Genomic DNA, 20,720 nt, shown 5'->3' on the forward strand with positions numbered 1-20,720 from the left:
AATCTTTTAGAATCCAACATTTAAACCAAATGAATATGTTTTAAGAGCCGGGTAAGTATCATAAGTACTTCCATTGTCCCTGTAATCGCTATATGGATTATAAAAGTTAAATGGATTAGTTGCTACCGCATACACTCTTATACTTGCAATATTTAACGCATCGGCGAATTTTTTAGGCAAAGTATAGCTCAAGTTCATGTTTGTAACTTTAAATGTTGTTGAGCTTCTGTACCATAATGACGATGGAACGTTGTACTGCTTAGAAAAGTAAGGAGCGGGATATTTAGCGTCTTGATTAGTTGGAGTCCAATGATCTGACCAAAATGCCGGCCGGTTTTCCAAAGCAGTTGCCGGGCTCGTCGCATCACCCTCAATTTGACCATAGCCACCGTATGATATACCCATAGTAACACCAAGGGTTATTGATTTATACGATCCGCCAAAATTTAATCCCACATTATAATGATTACTTGATTTCTTAGCGATATAATCTAAATCCTCGGTATTTATTTTACCATCGGGAGCGGTATATTTATTATTTGCATCCTTGGGTCCTCTTACATCCTGATAATATGGCATACCTGGCTGAGGGACCTCACCGAATATAGTATAGCCCGGATGTGAGGCAAGCCATGTATCAACCTGTGCCTGATTTTTGAAAATCCCAAGATAACGGTATCCTAAGAAACCAGGGTCATCTGATTTACCAGCTACATCAAGATAAGTACCGATGTTTCCGGCTGGTTGATCGATTATTATATTCCTGGCATCTGACCAGGCAAAATAAGGGTTGAAGTTATATGTAAAATCTTTTCCGATATGGTCTTTCCAACCAACAGATATTTCATAACCAAAGCTGTTTATGGAAAGTTTATTTTCAGCAGGAAGAGTTGCTCCAATTAAAAACGGAACGGAAGCTGATAACTTTGTTAGCATGTTGTACCGATGGTCATGATAGTAATCAGCGGTTATTGATAAACGATGTGAGAGAAATTCCGCATCGAACCCTACATCCACTTTTAAGTTACTATCCCAGGTTACATCCGGGTTTGCTAGCAGGATATTTGGTTCAACAGTTGTACCCCTATCCAGAGTGGTATTTGATCCGCCGCCGCCATTGCCAAAAACCGCCGCGTGTCCTGTAGCAAATTTATAACTGTTCACAAATTGCCAGGGTGCCGTATTGTCATTCCCTAACAAGCCCACAGAACCTCTTACTTTGAAGAAATTAACGAATTTAAGGTTATCCTTAAAGAAATTTTCATCAGACATTACCCAACCGGCAGACCCAGATGGGAAATACCCCCATTGATGACCGGGTGCAAAATTGGTGTTTGCATCGGCCCTGAAGGCAAGTTGTAAAATATATTTACTATCATAATTATAATCTAAACGAGTAGCATATGCCTTTCTGCCATATTCCTTTACCAGCCCAACCTGGTTAGATGACTGCGTGCCATAAGTAAAGTTTTGATTATCCTTACCTCCATCAAATGTACCTTCTACACTGGCAGCAACTCCCTCCATGTAGTTTTCCGATTGCTCATAAAGTGCAAGGAACGAGATGTCGTGCTTACCAAATTTCCGCTGGTAATTGATGATATCATTTAATTGGTAAGTAGTGGTGAGGCTCGGGTTTAACCTTACACGATCTCCATTTTTAATTGGAGGAGGCGTTCCAACTATGTCACCACCAGGTATATGTCCATTTGTACCGGTACCAGAATATTGATAAAACTGATGCGTTGAACCATACTGCTTACCGAAAAAGTTGTTAATATTCTTATTATAAGTTATAGTAGCACTTAAACCCGGAATAAAAGGCACATCATATCTTCCATTAGCAGCAACGTTAAGGATATAGTTGTTTTGCAATGTATAATCGCCTGATTTTTGAATCTCAAAAAAGTTAATATTGTCTTTAGATGCGTTACCGCTTGGAGTAAGCAATACCGGATTACCATCGATATAGAATTTAGTCCATTGCGGAACTTTTGCCAGTGTTGCAACATCATCATCTAAACTCTCGCCTGATGTTTTAAACCAAAAGCTTTTTGATTGATAAATATCTCCGCTAACAGACAGCCCCACTTTAAGGCCTTTAGCAACCCTTGCATCAGCACTGGCGCGATAAGTCCATTTATTGGTATTAACTCCATCAAAATTTGAACCTTGTTTTACATAGCTGCCACCTGCAAAAAAAGTAGCTTTATCAGTACCACCACTCACGTTTAAGGCGTGGCGTTCAACTGTTGCGGTTTTCCATGCTACAGGCAGCCAATAAGTTTCATTTGCCGGATTTGCAAAATAACTAAGCTCATCCGGAGTATAATATCCTGCAACCTTTGCATTAGTTACTGTATTAAAGCCAAGATCATTAAGATTATAGTTGTTTTGTGTTTGAGCCATATCATTAAGAAACGTCGCGTGCTGTAGGCCTGTCATCATTTTAGGCAGCATGGCAGCATCAGACAAACCATATGATCCTGCGTATTCCACTTTTGCAGCACCTGCTTTACCACGTTTGGTTTTAACTATGATAACCCCATTTGCGCCCTGCACACCATAAATTGCAGCAGCTCCATCCTTCAATATAGAAATGCTTTCAACCTCACTTTGATCAAGCAGATTAAAATCTGCGGGAGTTCTGAAGGCATCATCTATAATATACAGTGGGGTTGTTGTTGCAGAACTAAGGTTATTTCCAAACTTAGGGTTTCTAATTGTTATAGCACCAGCTGCGCCCGGTCGGGTATCCCCTCCATCAACAGATACATTGGGTAACTGACCTTTTATAGCTTCAGATAAATTGGTTGTAGGAATATCCTGAATAGCTTTAGTATTTATAGTAGCTACAGCACCGGTTAAGTGAATCTTTTTCTGTGTTCCATAACCAACAACCACAACCTCCTCCAAACTATTTGAAGAGGCTACCAGTTTAAAATCGGCATTCATTTCGCCTATTCTCAATGTTTTTTCCTGGTAATTGTAGCCGATATATCGTACTCCAACAACTACGCTTTGTAAATTGGTGGCCTTTAGTGAAAATCGACCGCTTGTATCTGTTGTAGTACCTCCGTTACTACCTTTTATTTGTACAGCAACCCCAATAAGTGGTTCATTTTTATCGCTGCTTACTACCCTGCCCGTAATGGTACGGTTTTGTGCCATTAGCGTACTACTTATTAAAAGCAGTACAGAAAGCAAGAGGAAAATTCTTCTCATAAAAACTTGAATTAGGTTTCATATAAATAGGTTAATTAATTGGTTCTCTTTTTATTATTACACCATAACAAGCACTTCTCACACTGCCGGTTAAGCCATAATTTGTTGCAGGACTATCAGTTTTTCATATTCCTTTCTTTTATTCTCTTCTGCCATTCCTCCCCTTCCTTTTTCATATCATAACCTTCGGCCGATAGGTAATTATTAATTCGTCCTTTAAATTTGCCAAACCAGGCATGTTTCTTTTCAGATGATTCTGCATCTATAGCATTTTCCCTTGCTTCTATAAGCCAGGCTTTGATCTTACCTTTTTGGACATCTGTAAGATTTGGTAACTCATCCTGATAAGCAGCATAAGTAAGCGGATAAACTCTGTAGGTCATACCATCCTTAATTTGGTCTACCTGAGAGGCGTTGAGTTCCTTACTTAGTTTTGAAAGATAAATGGCGTGCTGAGCTTTCAATTGTTTATTGACATTACTGTCAACCTCTGCAATTTTCGCTGTTACTACAGCTTTATCCTCTCCGGCTTGGTCCTTTATCTGTTTGCGGCTGGCGTTACGGGCATCATATATATCGTTTAAGCTGATATATTGAGCAGCAACGATGTCGCGCACTTTTTTAAATTTTACAGAATCGGTAAGGTTAAGCGACGCAACAATTTTGTTTGACCGTTCTGTAACTATTTGTACATATTTATCTTTATCAGAAGCCCCGGTTGACGATTGGGCAAATGTTACACCTCCCCAAAAAAGGATGGTGAACATTATTATAGATCTTTTCATTCTCATCTTCATTATTGATCTTAATTATACAGTTACTGTAGCCTTATTTTAATTTACTATTGATTGAAAACAGAGTGTACAAATCAATAAATCAGACTTATATCACTATCATTTCAGCTATAATTTAATTGTGTTTATAACAATTAATCAAATACATATAACTTATCAATACTTATAAAATGTTACGCTTAACTATTGGTTTATGGGTTGGGTAGCTGCTGTTGCAAAACAGGATGCTTTAACAAATATCAAATATTAGTTAGTGTTATTTCTCCCTGTATTTATCAATTTATTGTACAATATTAGCATAAGGCGGTTTTTAGAGCTTATACTCACAACGTCAAAAGAATGTTACTTTTTTATCGGCTTTGTTTGCTTTTAAATTCATATTTTTAAAAATTATAAACCAATTAGCAGACCAGTTAAAACCTGTTTGCCTGACAAACTTTTAGTGATTTTTTAAAAATGAAGCCCCATTTTCTTAAGGTTGCTGTAAAACCGCAAAATTCATTTAGCATAAGGCATGATATTTTACCAACCTTCAGAGGTATATGGCATTATCATCCGGAGCTTGAACTGCACTATGTTATTAAGGGGGAAGGCGTGCGTTTTATTGGTGATAATATCAGCAATTTTTCGCCGGGCGAAATAACATTACTTGGCGAAACACTTCCGCATTGCTGGCGATGTAAAGACGAGTACTTTCAACCAGATTCTGGTTTAAATGTGGAGGTTATTGTTATTCACTTTTTACCTGATTGCCTTGGTAAATATCTGTTGAATTTGCCAGAGGCCTACCTTCTTCCTAAACTATTTGAAAAGGCCAAAAGCGGGATGGTTATTGGCGGCCCGGCAAAAGACCAACTTGCCAGATTAATGAGGCAAGCCGTAAACGCAACTAATCTCGATCGGGTGATCATTCTGTTATCTATCCTAAAGATATTATCTGAGAATGAAGACTTTGAACAAATCATCTTGTCGCCAAATGAATTCCACCAATCAAATGAATCAGATACTATAAGACTTAACAAGGTTTGCTCTTATACACTGGCTAACTATAAAACCGAAATCAGTTTAGAAAAAATTGCTGCAATCGGCAACCTTAGCGTTACCTCATTTTGCCGGTACTTTAAACTAATGACCAAAAAAACATATTTCGATTTTTTAACGGAGATTAGGATCAGTCATGCCTGCCGTTTTTTAATTGAAGATAAATTACCTACTGAGGTTTTGTGTTTTGAGTGTGGTTATAACAATATATCAAACTTTTACCGTCACTTTAAACGGGTTACCAAAATGACCCCATTAGAATATAAAAGAAAATTCCTTAAAGGGCAGCCAACTACCTGAGTATTAAACCATTTTTATACCAACACTATGTTGCAGCCTGGTATAATCATTATATAAGTGTTCTATTTGACCTTTAGTAGCTTGCGAAAAATCGCCTACGTTGCGCCTGGTAATTGTTGATATTTTCAAACCTCGCTTGCTTAAATAATATTTGGCCACAACCGGGTATACATTATGCATCACTTCCATATTATCAATTAAAAACTGCTGAACTGTTGCGACTTCCTGCTGCAAAGATACATCTGCATAATTATTACAAAGCCAGACTACCATCTCCGGAAAAAAATTCCCCTGAATGCAGGAAAGTCCTGCCGAACCCGCTTTAAGTGATTCAACAGCATGAACCATGTAAGCATCATATAGGCCAAAGGAGTTATTATTTTTCCCTGCTTCAAGTTTTTGCCTTACCTGATCAATATCCAAACAGGTGTCTTTATGATAGATCACCCGGCCGGTAGCTACAAAATCAGCTAATTGCTGTGCAGAAAGCAATCTTTTGTACGGAACCGGGCATTCATAAAATCCAAGAGGAATGTTTTCAGTTTGGTTTATCAGTTCAAAAACACGGTCGTTAAACACGTCGTTATTTTCATTTTGATCGGCCAGTAAACTGGTTATGGCAATCACTGCGGCAGTACCTGTATCATGAACTTTTTTAACAAAACTTGCCTGATCGTAAATAGTCCCCCCAAAGGTACCCGTAGCTACTACTGGCACAGCACCATTTACTACTTTTATAACATGTTTTATTACCTGTAAACGTTCCTCATCCTTTAGTTCAAACATCTCACTGGAAAGACAATTGGCAAACAAACCCGAGGCACCGGCTTGCAAATACATTTCGGTTAGCTGTGTGAGTACATCAAAATCTATATCACCATTATTTTTAAAAGGTGTTAACATTACCGGTATAAAACCTTTCGTCTTTTGTTCCATTTTGTTGCTTTTTTATGTTTTATACCGAGATCTGCCTTGTTTTTGTTAAAAATACTCCCGTCAGGAAAATAGTTAATGTGCCTGCCACAATAATCATATTGGTATTTAAAGTGCTTCTGAGCGATGCATACTCATCTGGAATAAGTGTTGGGAAGGTAAGCCATAAAATAACCACCAAACCTATCAATGTCGCAATTTTAGCTTCGTGGTTGCGGGTTTGCTGGCTAATGATACCCAGCAAAAATAGGCCAAGCATACCTGCAGCAAATATTCCTGAAAGTTGCCACCAGATATCAAGAATACTTTTTACACCAATCATAGCTATGCCTGCTCCCATACCTGCTAATCCGAAAACTATGGTGCCTAGGTGCAATGAATTAAGTGTTTGCTTTTCGTTAAGGTTTGGCTTAAAATATCGCTTATAAATATCAACGGTAAAAACTGTAGCTGAGGCATTCATGCCGGAACTTATGGTACTCATGGCTGCAGATAGTATGGCTGCTACAATGATGCCTACCAAACCTGCCGGTATCCTGGTTACCATAAAGTGCGGCATTATTTTATCACCATAATCTGCCGGAGAAAGTTTAGCCATCAGGCTGTTAATTTGATCAGGAGTAGCAGTTAATGGTAAGCGCTCAACTGCCGCCTGGTGTTTAATGCTCATAATAAGTTCCGGGTGTTGACTATAATAAGCATACAAGCAAGAACCTATAACAAAAAACAGAAATGAGGCAGGTACATAGATCAACACACATAACCATACCGATTTAGCCGCTTGTCTGGTTGATTTCGCTGCATGGTACCGTTGTATATAATTTTGATCCATCCCAAAGTTATTGAGGTTGATAAAAAAGCCATAAAATAATATCACCCAAAAGGTTGGCGCAGTAAAATTGAGCGACAAACTGCCCAGACTGAATTTATTATCGGCCTTACCTATTTCCATTATTTTTGTAAATCCACCAGGAATACTATTTACTACCAGGTAAATAATTAGTATTGCACCTAAGGTTTTAATGATCCCCTGAACAACTTCAGTCCATATAACTGCCTTTATACCACCAGATACTGTGTACAATATAATGGAGATACCCATAATCAGCATGATGATTTTCATTGATAACCCGGTAAGTGCTTGTAAACTAAGGGCTATACCAAAAAACACTGAACCCATTCGAGCAAGCTGAGTTAGTAAAAAGCAAATAACAGCATAGGTTCGGGCCCAGGGGCCAAAGCGTTTTTCAAAGTGAGTATAAGCTGATACCTCGCCGGTTTTACGGTAAAATGGTACAAAATATTTTACCGCTACCCAAGCTGCAAACGGCATAGACAAGCTAAATACAAAAGCATTCCAGTTACCACCATAGGCTTTACCCGGCACTCCTAAAAAAGTGTTACTACTTAAAAATGTGGCATATATAGATAAACCGATGGCCCAACCTGGTATTAAACCCGAGGCCATGGTAAACTGTTCGGCATTTTTATTTTTGCGCGAAAAATAAAATCCTACCAACACCATCCCAATCAGGTAAATACCTATAATGGTAAAATCAAGCACAGGTAACACCTTCATGCGTTAAACTGAGTTTTCATTAAGTTTATATACAGTGGTTTGATAATTGTATGAACAAATTTAACGCAGGTGCATTATAGTTTCATGTAATATTTTGGCTTGCTATTATATGATATTAGCATTTAACATTATACGATCATTTACTTTCAACAGTGAGGGTTGCAGGTTGCAAACCATCGGCAGTGGCGCTGATCATAATTTTACCCTGCTGGGCTTTTGACTGAATTATAGCTAAACCCAATCCATTAAAAACACGGTGTTGATTACCAACAAATGGATCAAGATCTGTTTGTGAACCATTGTCCAATGCCTTTAATGTCCCCTGCCCTTTCACTCTGAATTTAATCATATCATTAGCATCAGGTATTATATTATTATCCTTATCCAGTACCGACACAGTTACGAATGAAAGGTCTTTACCATCGGCTTTTATATGATCTCTATCGGCTTCCAGTTTTATTTTGTAAGGCTTACCAGCTGTGGTGATCTGAGTAGCTAAAAGCACCTTTCCATTTTTGCGTGATATTGCTTTTAGTGTTCCGGGTTCATATTTTACGCGCCACATTACATGCAAATCATCACCGGCTTTTTTTCTGATGCCTAATGATTTGCCATTAAGATAAGCCTCAACCTCATCGGCATTGTTATAATAGGCCCATACATCAATGGTTTGACCAGGTTTCCAGTTCCAGTGAGGTAACAGATGCAATACTGGCTTGGTTGTCCATTCACTTTGGTACATATAGTAAACATCTTTCGGGAAGCCAGCTAAGTCAACAATGCCGAAATATGAACTGCGGGCTGGCCATAAGTATGGTGTAGGCTCGCCTATGTAATCAAAGCCCGTCCACACAAAAAGGCCCGACAGAAAATCGTGTTTTTTGATGATCTTCCAAGTTTCTTCGTGGGTTGATCCCCAATATGCTGATACATTATCGTAAGCCGAAACCGTATGATCAGGATTACCTTCCTTCAAAGGTGTTTTACCATCTTTAGGCCAGCGACGGATACTATCTGAAGGCATATCGTAATTCCCCCGGGTTTCCAATGCCGACATGTTTTCTGTCCCGATAAATTTCTGACCCGGATAATTCTTTTGAAAATCAGCGTATACTTCCTGATGATAATTCAAGCCTATAAGATCAAGTGCTCCGGATTGATATATATAATTCTTTTTCGGATCAGGATCGCTCAATGCAGATGTTACGAGCCGGGTTTTATCAAGTTGTTTTACTATGGCAACCAATTCCTTACCTATACTAATTCCGGTACTATCAAATTGCTCCCTGATCTCATTACCTATACTCCAGGCAAATATAGATGGATGGTTGCGATCGCGTAATATCTGATCTTGAATATCCCTTACATGCCACTTATCCCAATCCTGGTGATAATCAAATTTACTTTTCTTTTTCTTCCACATATCAAAAGCCTCATCCATCACCAAAAAACCCATCCGATCACACAAATCAAGCAGTTCAGGTGCCGGTGGATTGTGTGATGTCCGGATGGCATTGCAGCCCATAGCTTTCAGTATTTGTAACTGCCGCTCAATAGCCCGCACATTCACTGCCGCCCCCAAAGCGCCCAGATCATGGTGCATACAAACACCCAATATCTTCATGCTTTTGCCATTTAAGCTAAAGCCCTTATTTACGTCAAAATTAAAGTAGCGGATACCTGTTCGGGTTGTATAACTATCTATCGGCCTGCCATTTTCAAGTACATTTACCACAACCCTGTAAAGATATGGTCTGCTTACCGACCATAGTTTGGGCTCATTTACTTGCAGAACTTGCTCCGCAATACTATCTGCATCATTTACAGGTGATGTTTTTTGAGTTACTACCTTCCCCAATGAATCTATGATACGAGTTTGTATGGATAGTTCCTTACTTTCCACCGCGCGATGAAGTTGAACTCTTATAGCAATTTTGGCCGATTGTTCATCAGCCTTTGGCGTAGTGATATAAGTACCCCAATTGGTAATATAAGCTTTAGCAGTTGTAACCAACCATACATTACGATAAATACCGGAACCAGTATACCAGCGCGAATTTGGTTGATCAGCATTATCGACCCGGACTGCGATAACATTTTTTCCTTCTCCAAATTTCAGGAACGGACTAAGGTCATATCTGAAAGAAATATAGCCATTAGGCCGTTTACCCAGATAATGCCCATTTATCCAAACCTCACTGTTATGATATACTCCGTCAAAATCTATAAAAACATTTTTATTTTTTTTTGCTGGTGGCAAGGTAAACGTTTTGCGATACCAGCCAATACCTGCGGGTAATCCACCCTCAGCTTGCGTTGTAGGGTTCTGAGCATCAAACTTTCCTTCAATACTCCAATCATGCGGCAGGTCAAGGTTTCGCCATTGCGTATCGTTAAATGACGGGTCTTTTGCTTCGGGTTTATCACCGGGGAAGAATTTCCATCCCGCATCAAAGTTTTCGGTTTGGCGCACGTTTTGAGCCTGGGTCGTAACTGCATAACCGAGCCAGATCAGCAATAAACAATAGCGATAATTCATATTCGTTATTGTTTCTTCTTTTTAACAGGCGGCTCAACAAAACTCAATTCGCTTTTACCCATATCTTTTGATGTAGCTATTGCAATTCCGCGCTGATCGGCCTTATTAACAGCACAATAAAAATGATATACAACACCTTTGTATTTTACCACGAATGATTTATGGGCAAACATATTATCGTAAGACTCGGATGACTCAATGAGCTTATTGCCAGTCCAGTCTGTCCAATGAATCAGGTCATATGATGCTGCAAAACGATTAAACACACCTGATGTACCTGTTTTCCAGAAGGCACCGAAGTAAAACATCACATATACATCGCCTATTTTTTGAATGTAAGGATCGCCGGTAATTCCATCGCCATGATTAAGTACAGGATCTTTTCCAAATCGTTTCCAGTGCAGCATATCGTCAGATACTGCCATGCCAATGCGTTCGGCACCCCGTTTTTTATTTACGCTGTCGCCGTTGGCATTGTAATACATCAAAAAAGGATATCCGGTTAACCTGCTTTTATCCCAGATCACTGTTTCTTTATACTGGGTATGATTATCCCACCAGCTTACATCTTTATCTATACTTGATAGTACCGGATGATCCAATCGTTTCCACTCATGCGCCACAGCGGGGTCTTGATCTGTGTTTGCTATCCCAATCGATAATAAACCTTTTTCATATCCACGACTCTGCCCGCCGAAATACGATAGCCAGTATTTATCCTGATACTTTTGTAATTGGTATGAGCCTCCCCACTTATTATCCTGCAAGGCTATGTAACCTGCTTTTTGGTTATTATCCCAATTGGTGGTATCGGAAAATGATAGGATTCGACCACGGGTTTTCCAATGCAGCAAATCTTTACTATCTGCCAGCCAGGTTTCGTAACCACGGCCATTAAATACAAGGTAGGTCATGTACCAGTTATTCCCTTTACGGAACACACTGGGGCAATCAATCTTTTTTGAGTTGCTATCGGGCACCATAACCATACCATATTTATAGGGAGTTTTCACCTGTTCGTAAATATCCTGCATAACCTTTTCAGGTACCGGTTTTATTGGAGATTGCGCACACACGTTGACCGCGATTAACAGGCAAGCTAAACCTAACAAACGTTTATAAATATCAATCATCATTTATTTAGTGTTGAATGTATAATTCCCGGAACCGATCTTTAACATGGTTTTGCCATCCTGATAGCCTATTAATTTCACATCTTTTTCATTACTGATATTTTGACCATTTATCTTTATCGCAGTTGATTTATTAACAGGCAGATAAACAATAGATGTAGTATTCGGCGGGATGCCTACACTTAATTCAAATCCACGGGTATCCTTTTTCCAACTGCTTGATATCTTGCCATAAGGTGATTGATAACTCGCGCTTGCTGATGTTACATCCCCCACAACTTCGGGCCTGATTTCAATACGATTAAATGCGATGGAACCTTCGGCCGGGCGGATACCGGCCAAGCCACTGTAAAACCACTCCATTAAATGTCCCAGCATAAAATGATTATTGGATACTTCCGGTAAAGCAGCCCAGGATTCAGTAAGTGCAGTTGCTCCATGAGCCAATTGATATCCATAACCAGGTTTATCACTCCTGCTATTCATATCATAAATAACATCCGACCGACCTTCGTCATCTAAAACCCGTAACAGATAACGGTAACCAATATCTCCGGCAGTAAGGCTGTTGCCCCTGTCGCGAATATCCTTTACTATGTTGTTCACTACGGCTGTTTTATATTGCGGATCAACCAAACCGGCGTAAACAGACATGGCATTAGCTGCCTGGCTTCCTGTGCCATACTCCTTAGTTTGAGCATTAAAGAATTTATTATTATATGCTTGTTTTACTTCTGCCGATAACTTTTTATATGATGCAGCATCGGCTTGCTTACCTAACAACTGAGCTATTTTAACAGCTATATTCAAATCATAATAATATATAGATGACGCTGTGATACCTTTTGGCGTTAATTGTGAAACACCAGGCGGTTTAGGGCCCAGATCAAACCAATCGCCCAAACCCTGATACAACAAGTGGCCATCAGTCTTTTTATCGAGATAAGCGAGGTACCGCTTTATCATATCATAATTTTCGGTAAGCACCTCTCTATCTCCGTACCATTGGTATACATACCAGGGCAATATTACAGCGTTACTACCCCATTCTGGTGAATCACGAAAAGGTTCGTCAAACTTTACATATTCGGGGGCAATTTCAGGTATCAAACCGTCTTCGGTTTGCGATATGCGCATATCGTTAATGCACTTACGCGCTAACCCGGCTATATCATAATTATAACGCAATGAACTACCTACCAAATGAGCTTCTTCTATCCAGCCCAGCTTTTCCCGGTGCGGACAATCAGTAAACACACTTGCCATGTTGCTTTTCATGGCCCAGTCAATCAGCTTAAATGTGCGGTTAAACAATTCATTTGAGCAAGTAAATTTGCCAATTGTAGCAGCTGCATTACGAGTATGTAATCCTTTAATATCAACTATAACCGGAAGCTGATTAGCGTTTGTTTCATTTTGCGGAACAGCTCCCTCTACCTGTAAATATTTAAAACCATAATAGGAAAACTGAGGATGCCAGGTTTCCGTGCCGCCGCCTTTTAAAACATATTTGTAGTAATGTGGGCCACCCGAAGCTTTTTGATTGGCACTGCCATCGGCATTGATCAGCTCGGAGGGAATTATCTTTATTGTATCTCCTTTTTTGCCCTGAACGATGAGCTGCGGAATGCCCGAAAAATTTTGCCCCAGATCATAAACCCAGGCGCCTGTACTAATTTTATTTTTGTGCTGAGGGGCAAACTCTTCCATTATTTTTAAAGGATCGGCCATTTGCGCGTTCAGCATTGGCGTGCCGTCAACGGTTATCACATTATGCCATTTATTATCATCAAAGTTGTTGGTATTCCAACCAGTTTGTTCAAGATTAGCATCGTAATCTTCACCCGCGTAAATACTGGTAAAAGTGATAGGGCCTGGTGCAGTTTTCCAGGAATTATCACTTAAAATATTTTCAATGTGCCCATCCTGATATTCCATAACCAGGCGACAGATCATTTTCGGATAACCAAATGCACCAGTAAGTTTACGGTAACGTTTATCTCGAGGGATGAAATAAAAGCCGTTACCCAGCATTACGCCTATGGTGTTTTTGCCAGATTGCAATTCATTGGTAACATCAAAAGGAACATACAAAGCCTGCTTATCATATTTAGTCCACCCCGGATCAAGAAAATGATCACTTGTTTTTTTGCCATTTAGACTCAATTCAAAATGACCTAATCCGCAGATGTACAAAGTAGCCTTTTTCAACTGATCATGCACCGTGAATGATTTACGCATCAGCGGTAACACATCATTAGCCATACCCAACTTTTTAGGCCCCTTGCCATGGTAAAACGGAACTATGGCAGAGCTATCCGGAAGTTTATTGTAAGCAATCCATTTGGCACCTGCCCAATCTGTTTTTGCCAGCAATCCCATTTGCCAACTGGCTATACTGCTCCAGTCCGAAACATTCTTGTGATTGTCCCAAATCATTACCTTCCAATAATAGGTTTTAGCAGCTTGCATTGGTTTACCTCTGTAAACTATCTGTAATGATGCCGGTGATATAACCTTTTTAGAATCCCAGACATTACCTTCATTATTTTTCAGTTTTGATATTTCATCTGCAACTAATATCCTGTAAGCAGTTTGCATTGTATTATGCTGATTACTGAGTAATTGCCAACTTAGCTTAGGCATTGCGGACTCTATGCCGAGCGGGTTCTGTTTATGTTCGCATTGAAGTTCTGTTACCTTTAAATTCTGTGCAAAAGCCCCGATGGGTAATAATAACAGCAATACATAAATTTTTCTGATCATCATTTTCATGTTCAATGTTTTATTGCATTTCAATACCTGAAATATACAAACCTGCCGACTTTATACCTGTTATAACCAGTTTATAATTACCCGCATTAATGCCTGTTCCGCTGGTAGTAACCACCGTGCCCGATTTATTTTTACCCACCGGTTTAAAACTGATTGGCTCCTGGTTCATCTCGGTACCATCGGCAGCCAGCAACTGCATTTTGCCTGTAAAAGTTTCGGCTGTTGGATTATAGTATTTAATACGTAGAGTATACAACGCACTTACGCCTGGACTAACCGGAAACCATACTTTTCCATCATCTTTTTCAAAACGGATCACCTTTCTACCGTTCAAAGTATCGTTTACAACTCCACCTTTTAGCTCCGCGGTTTCTGCCTTATAACTGATCGTTTTACGCAGATCAGTGGCGGGCTGCAGCATGGTAACAGGTAGCACGGCAACTGTGTGAAGATATTTTTCAAGGCCATTGCTAAATTTTACTACACTGCCATGTTTGAATCTTTTGCGATAAACCGGTAATTTATTACTACTATCTGAATCTGTTTCAATATACTGACCGGTAGCTTCGTAATTGACTAACCATTGAGGTTTTTGCGAAGAATTTATATCAATTGCCATAAAAACATCAGCATCTGCCTTAACTATGAAAGAGGTTTCTTTTTCAGATTGCTCATGGCTTGTCTTTACCCAATCTGCACCAAACAGCACGGGCGGGAGATTACTGAATTTAATTTCTGCATCTGAATATACCTTTTCGCCTATGTCAAGCCAGCTTTGTACTGACCAGCCTTTAGCGGCCTTAAAATTTTGAATGATACCGTTATTATTTCGCGAAGGATGCACCTCTTTATTCAACGAACTGATAGCAATGGCCGAAATAATCGCTTCTCCTGCTTCAGCATCAGGAAATGAAATACTTAACATGCCTCCCTTTGCATGCGCGTTAATAACTTTCCTTAACGCCTTATTACAACCGGCTTCTTTCCATATATCCAAATTTTTAATTTTAGTTTCACCATTAACGGCTACATCAAATAAACGCCAGCCTGTACAATCCATGCCGCCACCTACGCCATACCATGGCTCAGAAAAGTAAAGCTCCACTCGATAATCACCATCAGATACAGGGAAATTAAAGCGCAGCCTATCCATACCGTATCTAAAAGTTTGAAACAATTTACTGTCAGCAGTACCCATTATCCGGTCAAAAGTGCGTTGCTGACTCGCAAAAAAGGCGGGTAAGCCGGGGTAGTCATCAGTCCATGATAATGAGCCTGCCTGTTTAGGATCGTCCTGATGCCTATCAGCCATCCAGAGATTGCCAAAACCATCTTTATAATCAGGGCCGCCGCAATTTAGTCTGTACAGATAATTGTAACGTGAAGCAGGTTTTAGTATTTGATTGTCAGTTTCCTTTGCCAAATGTGGTGCCACCGACAAATGGTTGAGCACTATCTTATCATGCGCTACGGCTTTTCCGTTTACATAACCTATAGCGTATAACACATTATATTTTATAGCTGCATTATCCCATTGAAAATGAGTTCCGATACCATTCCGTTTCTTCTTCCCTAATGATTCGTGCTGAAGATCGTTAAATAGCTCCACCTCATCACAATTGGAATACATAGTTATGCTATCCTTTTTGCCTGGATTAAGCCAGCGATTCGGCCAGGTATGCGATACGATATAAACCATAGGCTCCTTATCTTTTGGCGCGTAATTGGCCCGGTACATGTAAAAAGCATCTGTAGGCTGCCCCCAGGCAGTGAATAGTCCTTTATAATTTATTGGGCCTACCCTATCCAATTCCCGTTCACCTTCGCCTCCCTGTGTACGGCCTGGGTTTTCATGAGAGTAAAGCAGCCATTGAAAATGTCCTGCCACCTTGTCTCTTACCGATTCGGCCAATCGTACTTTGGTTTCCATCAATTGGTTAAGTCTGTCTTCGCTTAAGGGGCCATTGGCATTAAATAGGCCTTCTGTATGCAGTCCGAGACTACGCCAAGCCCCATATTCACCTACAAGAATCTGTTTTTTAAGATCATCGTCGTAGGTTAAGGGGTTACCGCCGTAGGTACCAGTCCAGTTTTGAGGTACATCCCAATCGGTGCCTGAGCCACCATTACAAGTGGTGATTTTGCGTTGCGATGAGACTGTTGGGTCTAATTTTCGGATCAGATCGCTACATTCGCTTGCAAAATCGGTTGGCAGCTTACTCTCATTCTGTAAGCCCCACAAAATAACCGACGGGCTATTACGGCGTTCCTTTATCCAATCAATTAATAAGGCCTTGTAGTTTGTTCTGAACTCTTGTGTATCATACCATATATGTGCCGAATATTGAGGCCACCACAATAATCCCAGACTATCCCAATAACTATTATATTCCAGGTTATGAGGTTGGTGAGCATCCCTGAAAGCATTAAAACCCGCTGCTTTTACCTGCATTACCCGCGCTTTAATTTCAGCATTACTAAAAGCATGGCTTTTACCCATGAGGTGTTCATATTCAGCAATACCATTTATAAATACAGGCTTTCCATTAAGATAAAACCGGCCGTCGTCATTGTTGCGGCCGATGGGCCAGCTAATCCAGCGGATGCCATAAGGAGTTATAATTTGATCAATTACCCTATTATCCTGCTTTATCTGGGTAACTAAATTGTATAAATAAGGGTTCACTAACGACCATAGATGTACATTTTTGAGGTTTTTGAGCACCTGTGAAATTACTTTTGTTTCACCAGACTTGATTTCATTTTCACTACTCAATTCCTCGATTAACTTTCCGTTTTGATCAATTAATTTGCTTCTAATTTTTAAACGCTTTGATTGTAGCCCATAGTTTTTGATCTCGGTTTCTATATTGAGCGTTGCCGATTTTTCTGATACTGTTGTATCGTTCCAAATATGTACACCAAAAGGCTCAACCCTGGCTTCATTTGTTACAATCAGATGTACAGGCCTGAATATACCCATTGGCTGTGACCCTTCCGAAAATCCGGGATCATCAGAACAAGCACCACATACCCAGGGCAAATCCTTAATAAATGCCGGATGATCGGCCCTTACACAAAGCAGGTTTTGTTTGCCTGCTTTTATGACATCTGTAACATCTAAGGTAAAGGAAGTGCGGCCGCCTGCATGGTAACCCACCTGCTTGCCATTGAGCCAAACAGTAGCATATGATCCCACTCCCTCAAACCACAAAAAATATCTTTTGCCTGGCTGTTTTATCGATAAAGAGAAAGCCTTACGATACCATGCATAACCATGTTTGTTACCGTGTGGTAAACGACGATAACCTTCATAGGTATCCCAATTATTAGGTATATCTACGGTTTTCCATTTTTTATCGTTGAAAGAGGCCTTCTCAAAACCCTGATAGGCTTTATCATTCTCGTCGGCTATAGTATGCCAGTTACTATTCAGTAATATATTTTGTCGGGTTTGAGCATCTATGGAATTACCTGCAAATAATATAAATGCAATAAAAAAAATAGCTCGAGGCTTGTGTTTAAACCTAAATCCTGATTTTTTGGTATTGCAGATATTCAACTTCATATCTGCTTCAACTCGCTGTTAAATTGGTAGGTTTTCCCTTTTTGAGTATTAATGCTGATGGTTTTATCATGATAACGCAAGCGGCAAACACCACCTGTTTTTGATAGCACTTGTACGCCTTGTAATGCACCCTTTTCCCAATTAAAATTTAACTCAAAACCGCCACGGGCGCAAATACCTTTTATATTACCCTGTGGCAATGCTGATGGCAGTGCAGGTAACAATTCAATATCATCGCCCTGGCTTTGCAATAGCATTTCTGACAAACCAGCCGCGCCTCCAAAGTTTCCATCTATCTGAAACGGTGGATGTGCGTCAAACAGGTTATGATATACTCCACCTTTTTCCTTACCCGAGTTTACATCGGCAGGCGAAAGCAACTTTGTAAACATCATATAAGCATGATCGCCCTGGCGCATCCGTGCCCATATATTAACCTTCCAGGCAATGCTCCAACCCGTACCTTCATCGCCACGATAGCGCATGGATTGTTCAGCTGCTTTCATCAGTTTGGGTGTTTTGAAAGTAATATCAGTACCCGGAAATACGCCCCACATGTGCGATACATGGCGATGAGTATCAGCCGTATCATCTTTATCTTCCATCCACTCCTGCAACTGGCCATATTTACCTATTTTGTTAGGTGCTATCTGTTTGAATTTCTCTCTAAGTGTATCGGCAAATACCTTATCCGTACCTAAAATTTCTGCCGCGGCAATGCAATCCTTAAATAATTCGCGGATAATCTGGTGATCCATTGTTGGCCCGGCCACCAATCCGCCATGTTCGGGCGAATTGGATGGGGCACTGATAAGGTTTCCGGTTTTAGGGTCTTTCACTAAAAAGTGTACAAAAAATTCGGCTGCTCCTTTCATTTCAGGGTAAGCACGGTTTTGTAAAAAGTTTTTATCCTGACTATATAAATAATGTTCCCATAATTGATGGCAAAGCCACGCACCGCCTGTTACCCAAATACCATGGTTGGAAGCGTTTACGGGAGCTGTACCACGCCACTGATCGGTATTGTGGTGTAAAACCCATCCCAGTGCGTTGTAATGTTCTTTGGCAGTGGCTTTACCGGTTATGGCCAAATCATCAACAATACTAAAAAAAGGCTCGCTGCATGCCGAAAGGTTCAAAACCTCTACCGGCCAGTAATTCATCTGCAGGTTGATATTGGTAGTATACTTGCTGCCCCATGGAGGGGTAAGCAGATCATTCCAGATACCCTGAAGATTTGCCGGAGCACCGCCAGGCCTTGATGATGAGATGAGCAGATAACGCCCGTATTGTGTATATAAACTTACAAAAGAAGGGTCAGGAGTAGATGCAAATTTCAGGATACGTTCATCCGTTGGCAGATCAGCATTAATGCTTCTACCCAAATCAATTGAAAATGTATTGAAATATTTTTGGTAATCGTTGATATGTGCTGCTTTAATTGATGAATAGCTCTTAGACCCAATGGCCTCCGTTTGTTTTTTACAAATAGCATCCGGGTTGCCCGATACGTCATGATAATTTTTAAAACTGGTAGCAGCAATTAAGTAAAGATTAACCTCATTAGCTCCTGTAATGGAAATATTATTTGAACTTACCGATACTTTGCCACCATTGTTTTGTACATGCAGGTAGCTTGCGCCTTTTAAAACTCCATCGTGAATCTTTAAAGTGAGAGCCAGTGTATGATCATCTACCTTACGGGTTGTATAATTTTGATGCAAACTTTTCAATAGTGCTTTGAAAGAAATGCTTCCAGGCTTACTTGCAATCAGGTGAATGGCGATTGCCTGATCAGGGGCGCTGCTTAAATATTCACGTGTATAAGTAACATTGTTAGCCTTGTAAGTTACGTAAGCTGTTGCATTGCTGATATCCAGATCGCGCTTATAATCGCTTACCGCCTGTTTAGAAAATTGAAGGTACAAATCAGCAAAAGGCTGATAATCGGCATTGTAACGTGGATACTCAGGGGGGTTATTATCCTGGACCCAATATTTCCATTCGGGATTTAGGAGAATGCCATTTTCAGGTTTATCGCCTTCGGGATATACAGCAAATTTTTCTTTTACAGTGGTTAGTCCCCCCTTGTCAAAAAAATTAATTACCTGAACTGCAATAGTATTTTTACCGGGGTGAAGCAAACCTGCAGGTATACTATATTTACGATTGGCCGTATTTGCGGTCGAGCCAATGAGCTTTCCGTTAACATAAGTAAAATCCATATCGCGTACCCGACCAATGATTAGCACCATATTTTTACCAACCATATTTGCAGGCAGTTCAAACGTAGTACGCAACCAAACTGCGCCATCTAAGCCTTCAAAGCCGGATATAGTTTCCCAACCATTGGCATTGGGCATGGTAATGGTTTTCCAATTATTATCATTAAAGCCTGCAGCGGCGGGTACAGTGTACGCGCTTACCTTTTTGACCCAGGCGACAGAATCTGCAGAATAATTATTTTCATTGCTTTTTGTGCCCATGAAATGTTCTTCTGCCATTGCCTCAGCCTCGGCTTGCTTGCCATCAAACAATAACTGACGAATGGGTTGAAGATATTTTGCAGCTCCCTTACGCTCGTAATGGCGTGGGCCGCCTGTCCACAAGGTTTGTTCATCGAATTGGATACGATCTTCTGCTACTCCTCCAAATACCATGGCCCCTAAACGACCGTTGCCTATGGGTAAAGCATCCGTCCATTTTTGAGCGGGTTGTTTATACCAAAGTTTCAAATCGGTTTGAGCCCTAACATTGATGGCTGCAACGGACAGCGATGCTGCCAGGCAGATGATTTTAGTGATAGATGACAGATTGTTTTTCATAGCCCTAA

10 protein-coding genes are annotated in these 20,720 nt (G+C 40.2%); 1 reads left to right on the forward strand and 9 read right to left on the reverse strand.

Features of this window, described 5'->3' with window-relative positions:
• Positions 1-6: 6 nt before the first annotated feature.
• Positions 7-3,171 (reverse strand): SusC/RagA family TonB-linked outer membrane protein, encoded by a 3,165-nt coding sequence (locus QWZ01_RS08635; protein WP_290322900.1) that lies wholly within the window; start codon positions 3,169-3,171, stop codon positions 7-9.
• A 170-nt stretch (positions 3,172-3,341) separates the two neighbouring features.
• Positions 3,342-4,010, reverse strand: a complete 669-nt coding sequence (locus tag QWZ01_RS08640) for a DUF3826 domain-containing protein (RefSeq protein WP_290322902.1) — start codon at positions 4,008-4,010, stop codon at positions 3,342-3,344.
• Positions 4,011-4,475: 465 nt separating this feature from the next.
• Between QWZ01_RS08640 and QWZ01_RS08645 the strand changes: the two genes are divergently transcribed.
• Entirely contained in the window at positions 4,476-5,360 is an 885-nt protein-coding gene (locus QWZ01_RS08645; protein WP_290322903.1) for an AraC family transcriptional regulator, read from the forward strand.
• 3 nt (positions 5,361-5,363) lie between these two features.
• Here the strand turns inward: QWZ01_RS08645 and QWZ01_RS08650 are convergent, their stop codons facing one another.
• The 7 genes from QWZ01_RS08650 to QWZ01_RS08680 all read right to left on the reverse strand — a co-directional run bounded on the left by QWZ01_RS08650 (position 5,364) and on the right by QWZ01_RS08680 (position 20,712).
• Positions 5,364-6,296, reverse strand: a complete 933-nt coding sequence (locus tag QWZ01_RS08650; protein WP_290322904.1) for a dihydrodipicolinate synthase family protein — start codon at positions 6,294-6,296, stop codon at positions 5,364-5,366.
• 19 nt (positions 6,297-6,315) lie between these two features.
• The gene (locus tag QWZ01_RS08655; RefSeq protein ID WP_290322905.1) at positions 6,316-7,872 is read right to left on the reverse strand and encodes a sodium:solute symporter family protein; all 1,557 of its coding nucleotides are present in this window, start codon (positions 7,870-7,872) and stop codon (positions 6,316-6,318) included.
• Between the two features lie 136 nt (positions 7,873-8,008).
• On the reverse strand, positions 8,009-10,411 hold the full coding sequence (gene galB, locus QWZ01_RS08660; RefSeq protein ID WP_290322906.1) for a beta-galactosidase GalB: 2,403 nt from the start codon (positions 10,409-10,411) through the stop codon (positions 8,009-8,011).
• Positions 10,412-10,416: 5 nt separating this feature from the next.
• Positions 10,417-11,547, reverse strand: a complete 1,131-nt coding sequence (locus tag QWZ01_RS08665; protein WP_290322907.1) for a glycoside hydrolase family protein — start codon at positions 11,545-11,547, stop codon at positions 10,417-10,419.
• Complete coding sequence (locus QWZ01_RS08670; RefSeq protein ID WP_290322908.1) at positions 11,548-14,313, reverse strand: family 78 glycoside hydrolase catalytic domain; 2,766 nt, start codon at positions 14,311-14,313, stop codon at positions 11,548-11,550.
• A gap of 16 nt (positions 14,314-14,329) precedes the next feature.
• Positions 14,330-17,887, reverse strand: a complete 3,558-nt coding sequence (locus QWZ01_RS08675; RefSeq protein WP_290322909.1) for a malectin domain-containing carbohydrate-binding protein — start codon at positions 17,885-17,887, stop codon at positions 14,330-14,332.
• Positions 17,884-20,712, reverse strand: coding sequence for a glycoside hydrolase family 95 protein (locus QWZ01_RS08680; protein ID WP_290322910.1), 2,829 nt, complete (start codon positions 20,710-20,712; stop codon positions 17,884-17,886). The genes QWZ01_RS08675 and QWZ01_RS08680 overlap by 4 nt, the downstream gene beginning before the upstream one ends.
• Positions 20,713-20,720 lie beyond the last annotated feature (8 nt).

Origin of the sequence: Mucilaginibacter aquaedulcis (assembly GCF_030409325.1) — a bacterium.
GTDB lineage: Bacteria > Bacteroidota > Bacteroidia > Sphingobacteriales > Sphingobacteriaceae > Mucilaginibacter > Mucilaginibacter aquaedulcis.

Coding starts and splice junctions, on each gene's coding strand:
- QWZ01_RS08635 (WP_290322900.1), bottom strand. CDS start 3,171: ATGGCACAAAACCGTACCATTACGGGCAGGGTAGTAAGCAGCGATAAA.
- QWZ01_RS08640 (WP_290322902.1), bottom strand. CDS start 4,010: ATGAAAAGATCTATAATAATGTTCACCATCCTTTTTTGGGGAGGTGTA.
- QWZ01_RS08645 (WP_290322903.1), top strand. CDS start 4,476: ATGAAGCCCCATTTTCTTAAGGTTGCTGTAAAACCGCAAAATTCATTT.
- QWZ01_RS08650 (WP_290322904.1), bottom strand. CDS start 6,296: ATGGAACAAAAGACGAAAGGTTTTATACCGGTAATGTTAACACCTTTT.
- QWZ01_RS08655 (WP_290322905.1), bottom strand. CDS start 7,872: ATGAAGGTGTTACCTGTGCTTGATTTTACCATTATAGGTATTTACCTG.
- galB (WP_290322906.1), bottom strand. CDS start 10,411: ATGAATTATCGCTATTGTTTATTGCTGATCTGGCTCGGTTATGCAGTT.
- QWZ01_RS08665 (WP_290322907.1), bottom strand. CDS start 11,547: ATGATGATTGATATTTATAAACGTTTGTTAGGTTTAGCTTGCCTGTTA.
- QWZ01_RS08670 (WP_290322908.1), bottom strand. CDS start 14,313: ATGATGATCAGAAAAATTTATGTATTGCTGTTATTATTACCCATCGGG.
- QWZ01_RS08675 (WP_290322909.1), bottom strand. CDS start 17,887: ATGAAGTTGAATATCTGCAATACCAAAAAATCAGGATTTAGGTTTAAA.
- QWZ01_RS08680 (WP_290322910.1), bottom strand. CDS start 20,712: ATGAAAAACAATCTGTCATCTATCACTAAAATCATCTGCCTGGCAGCA.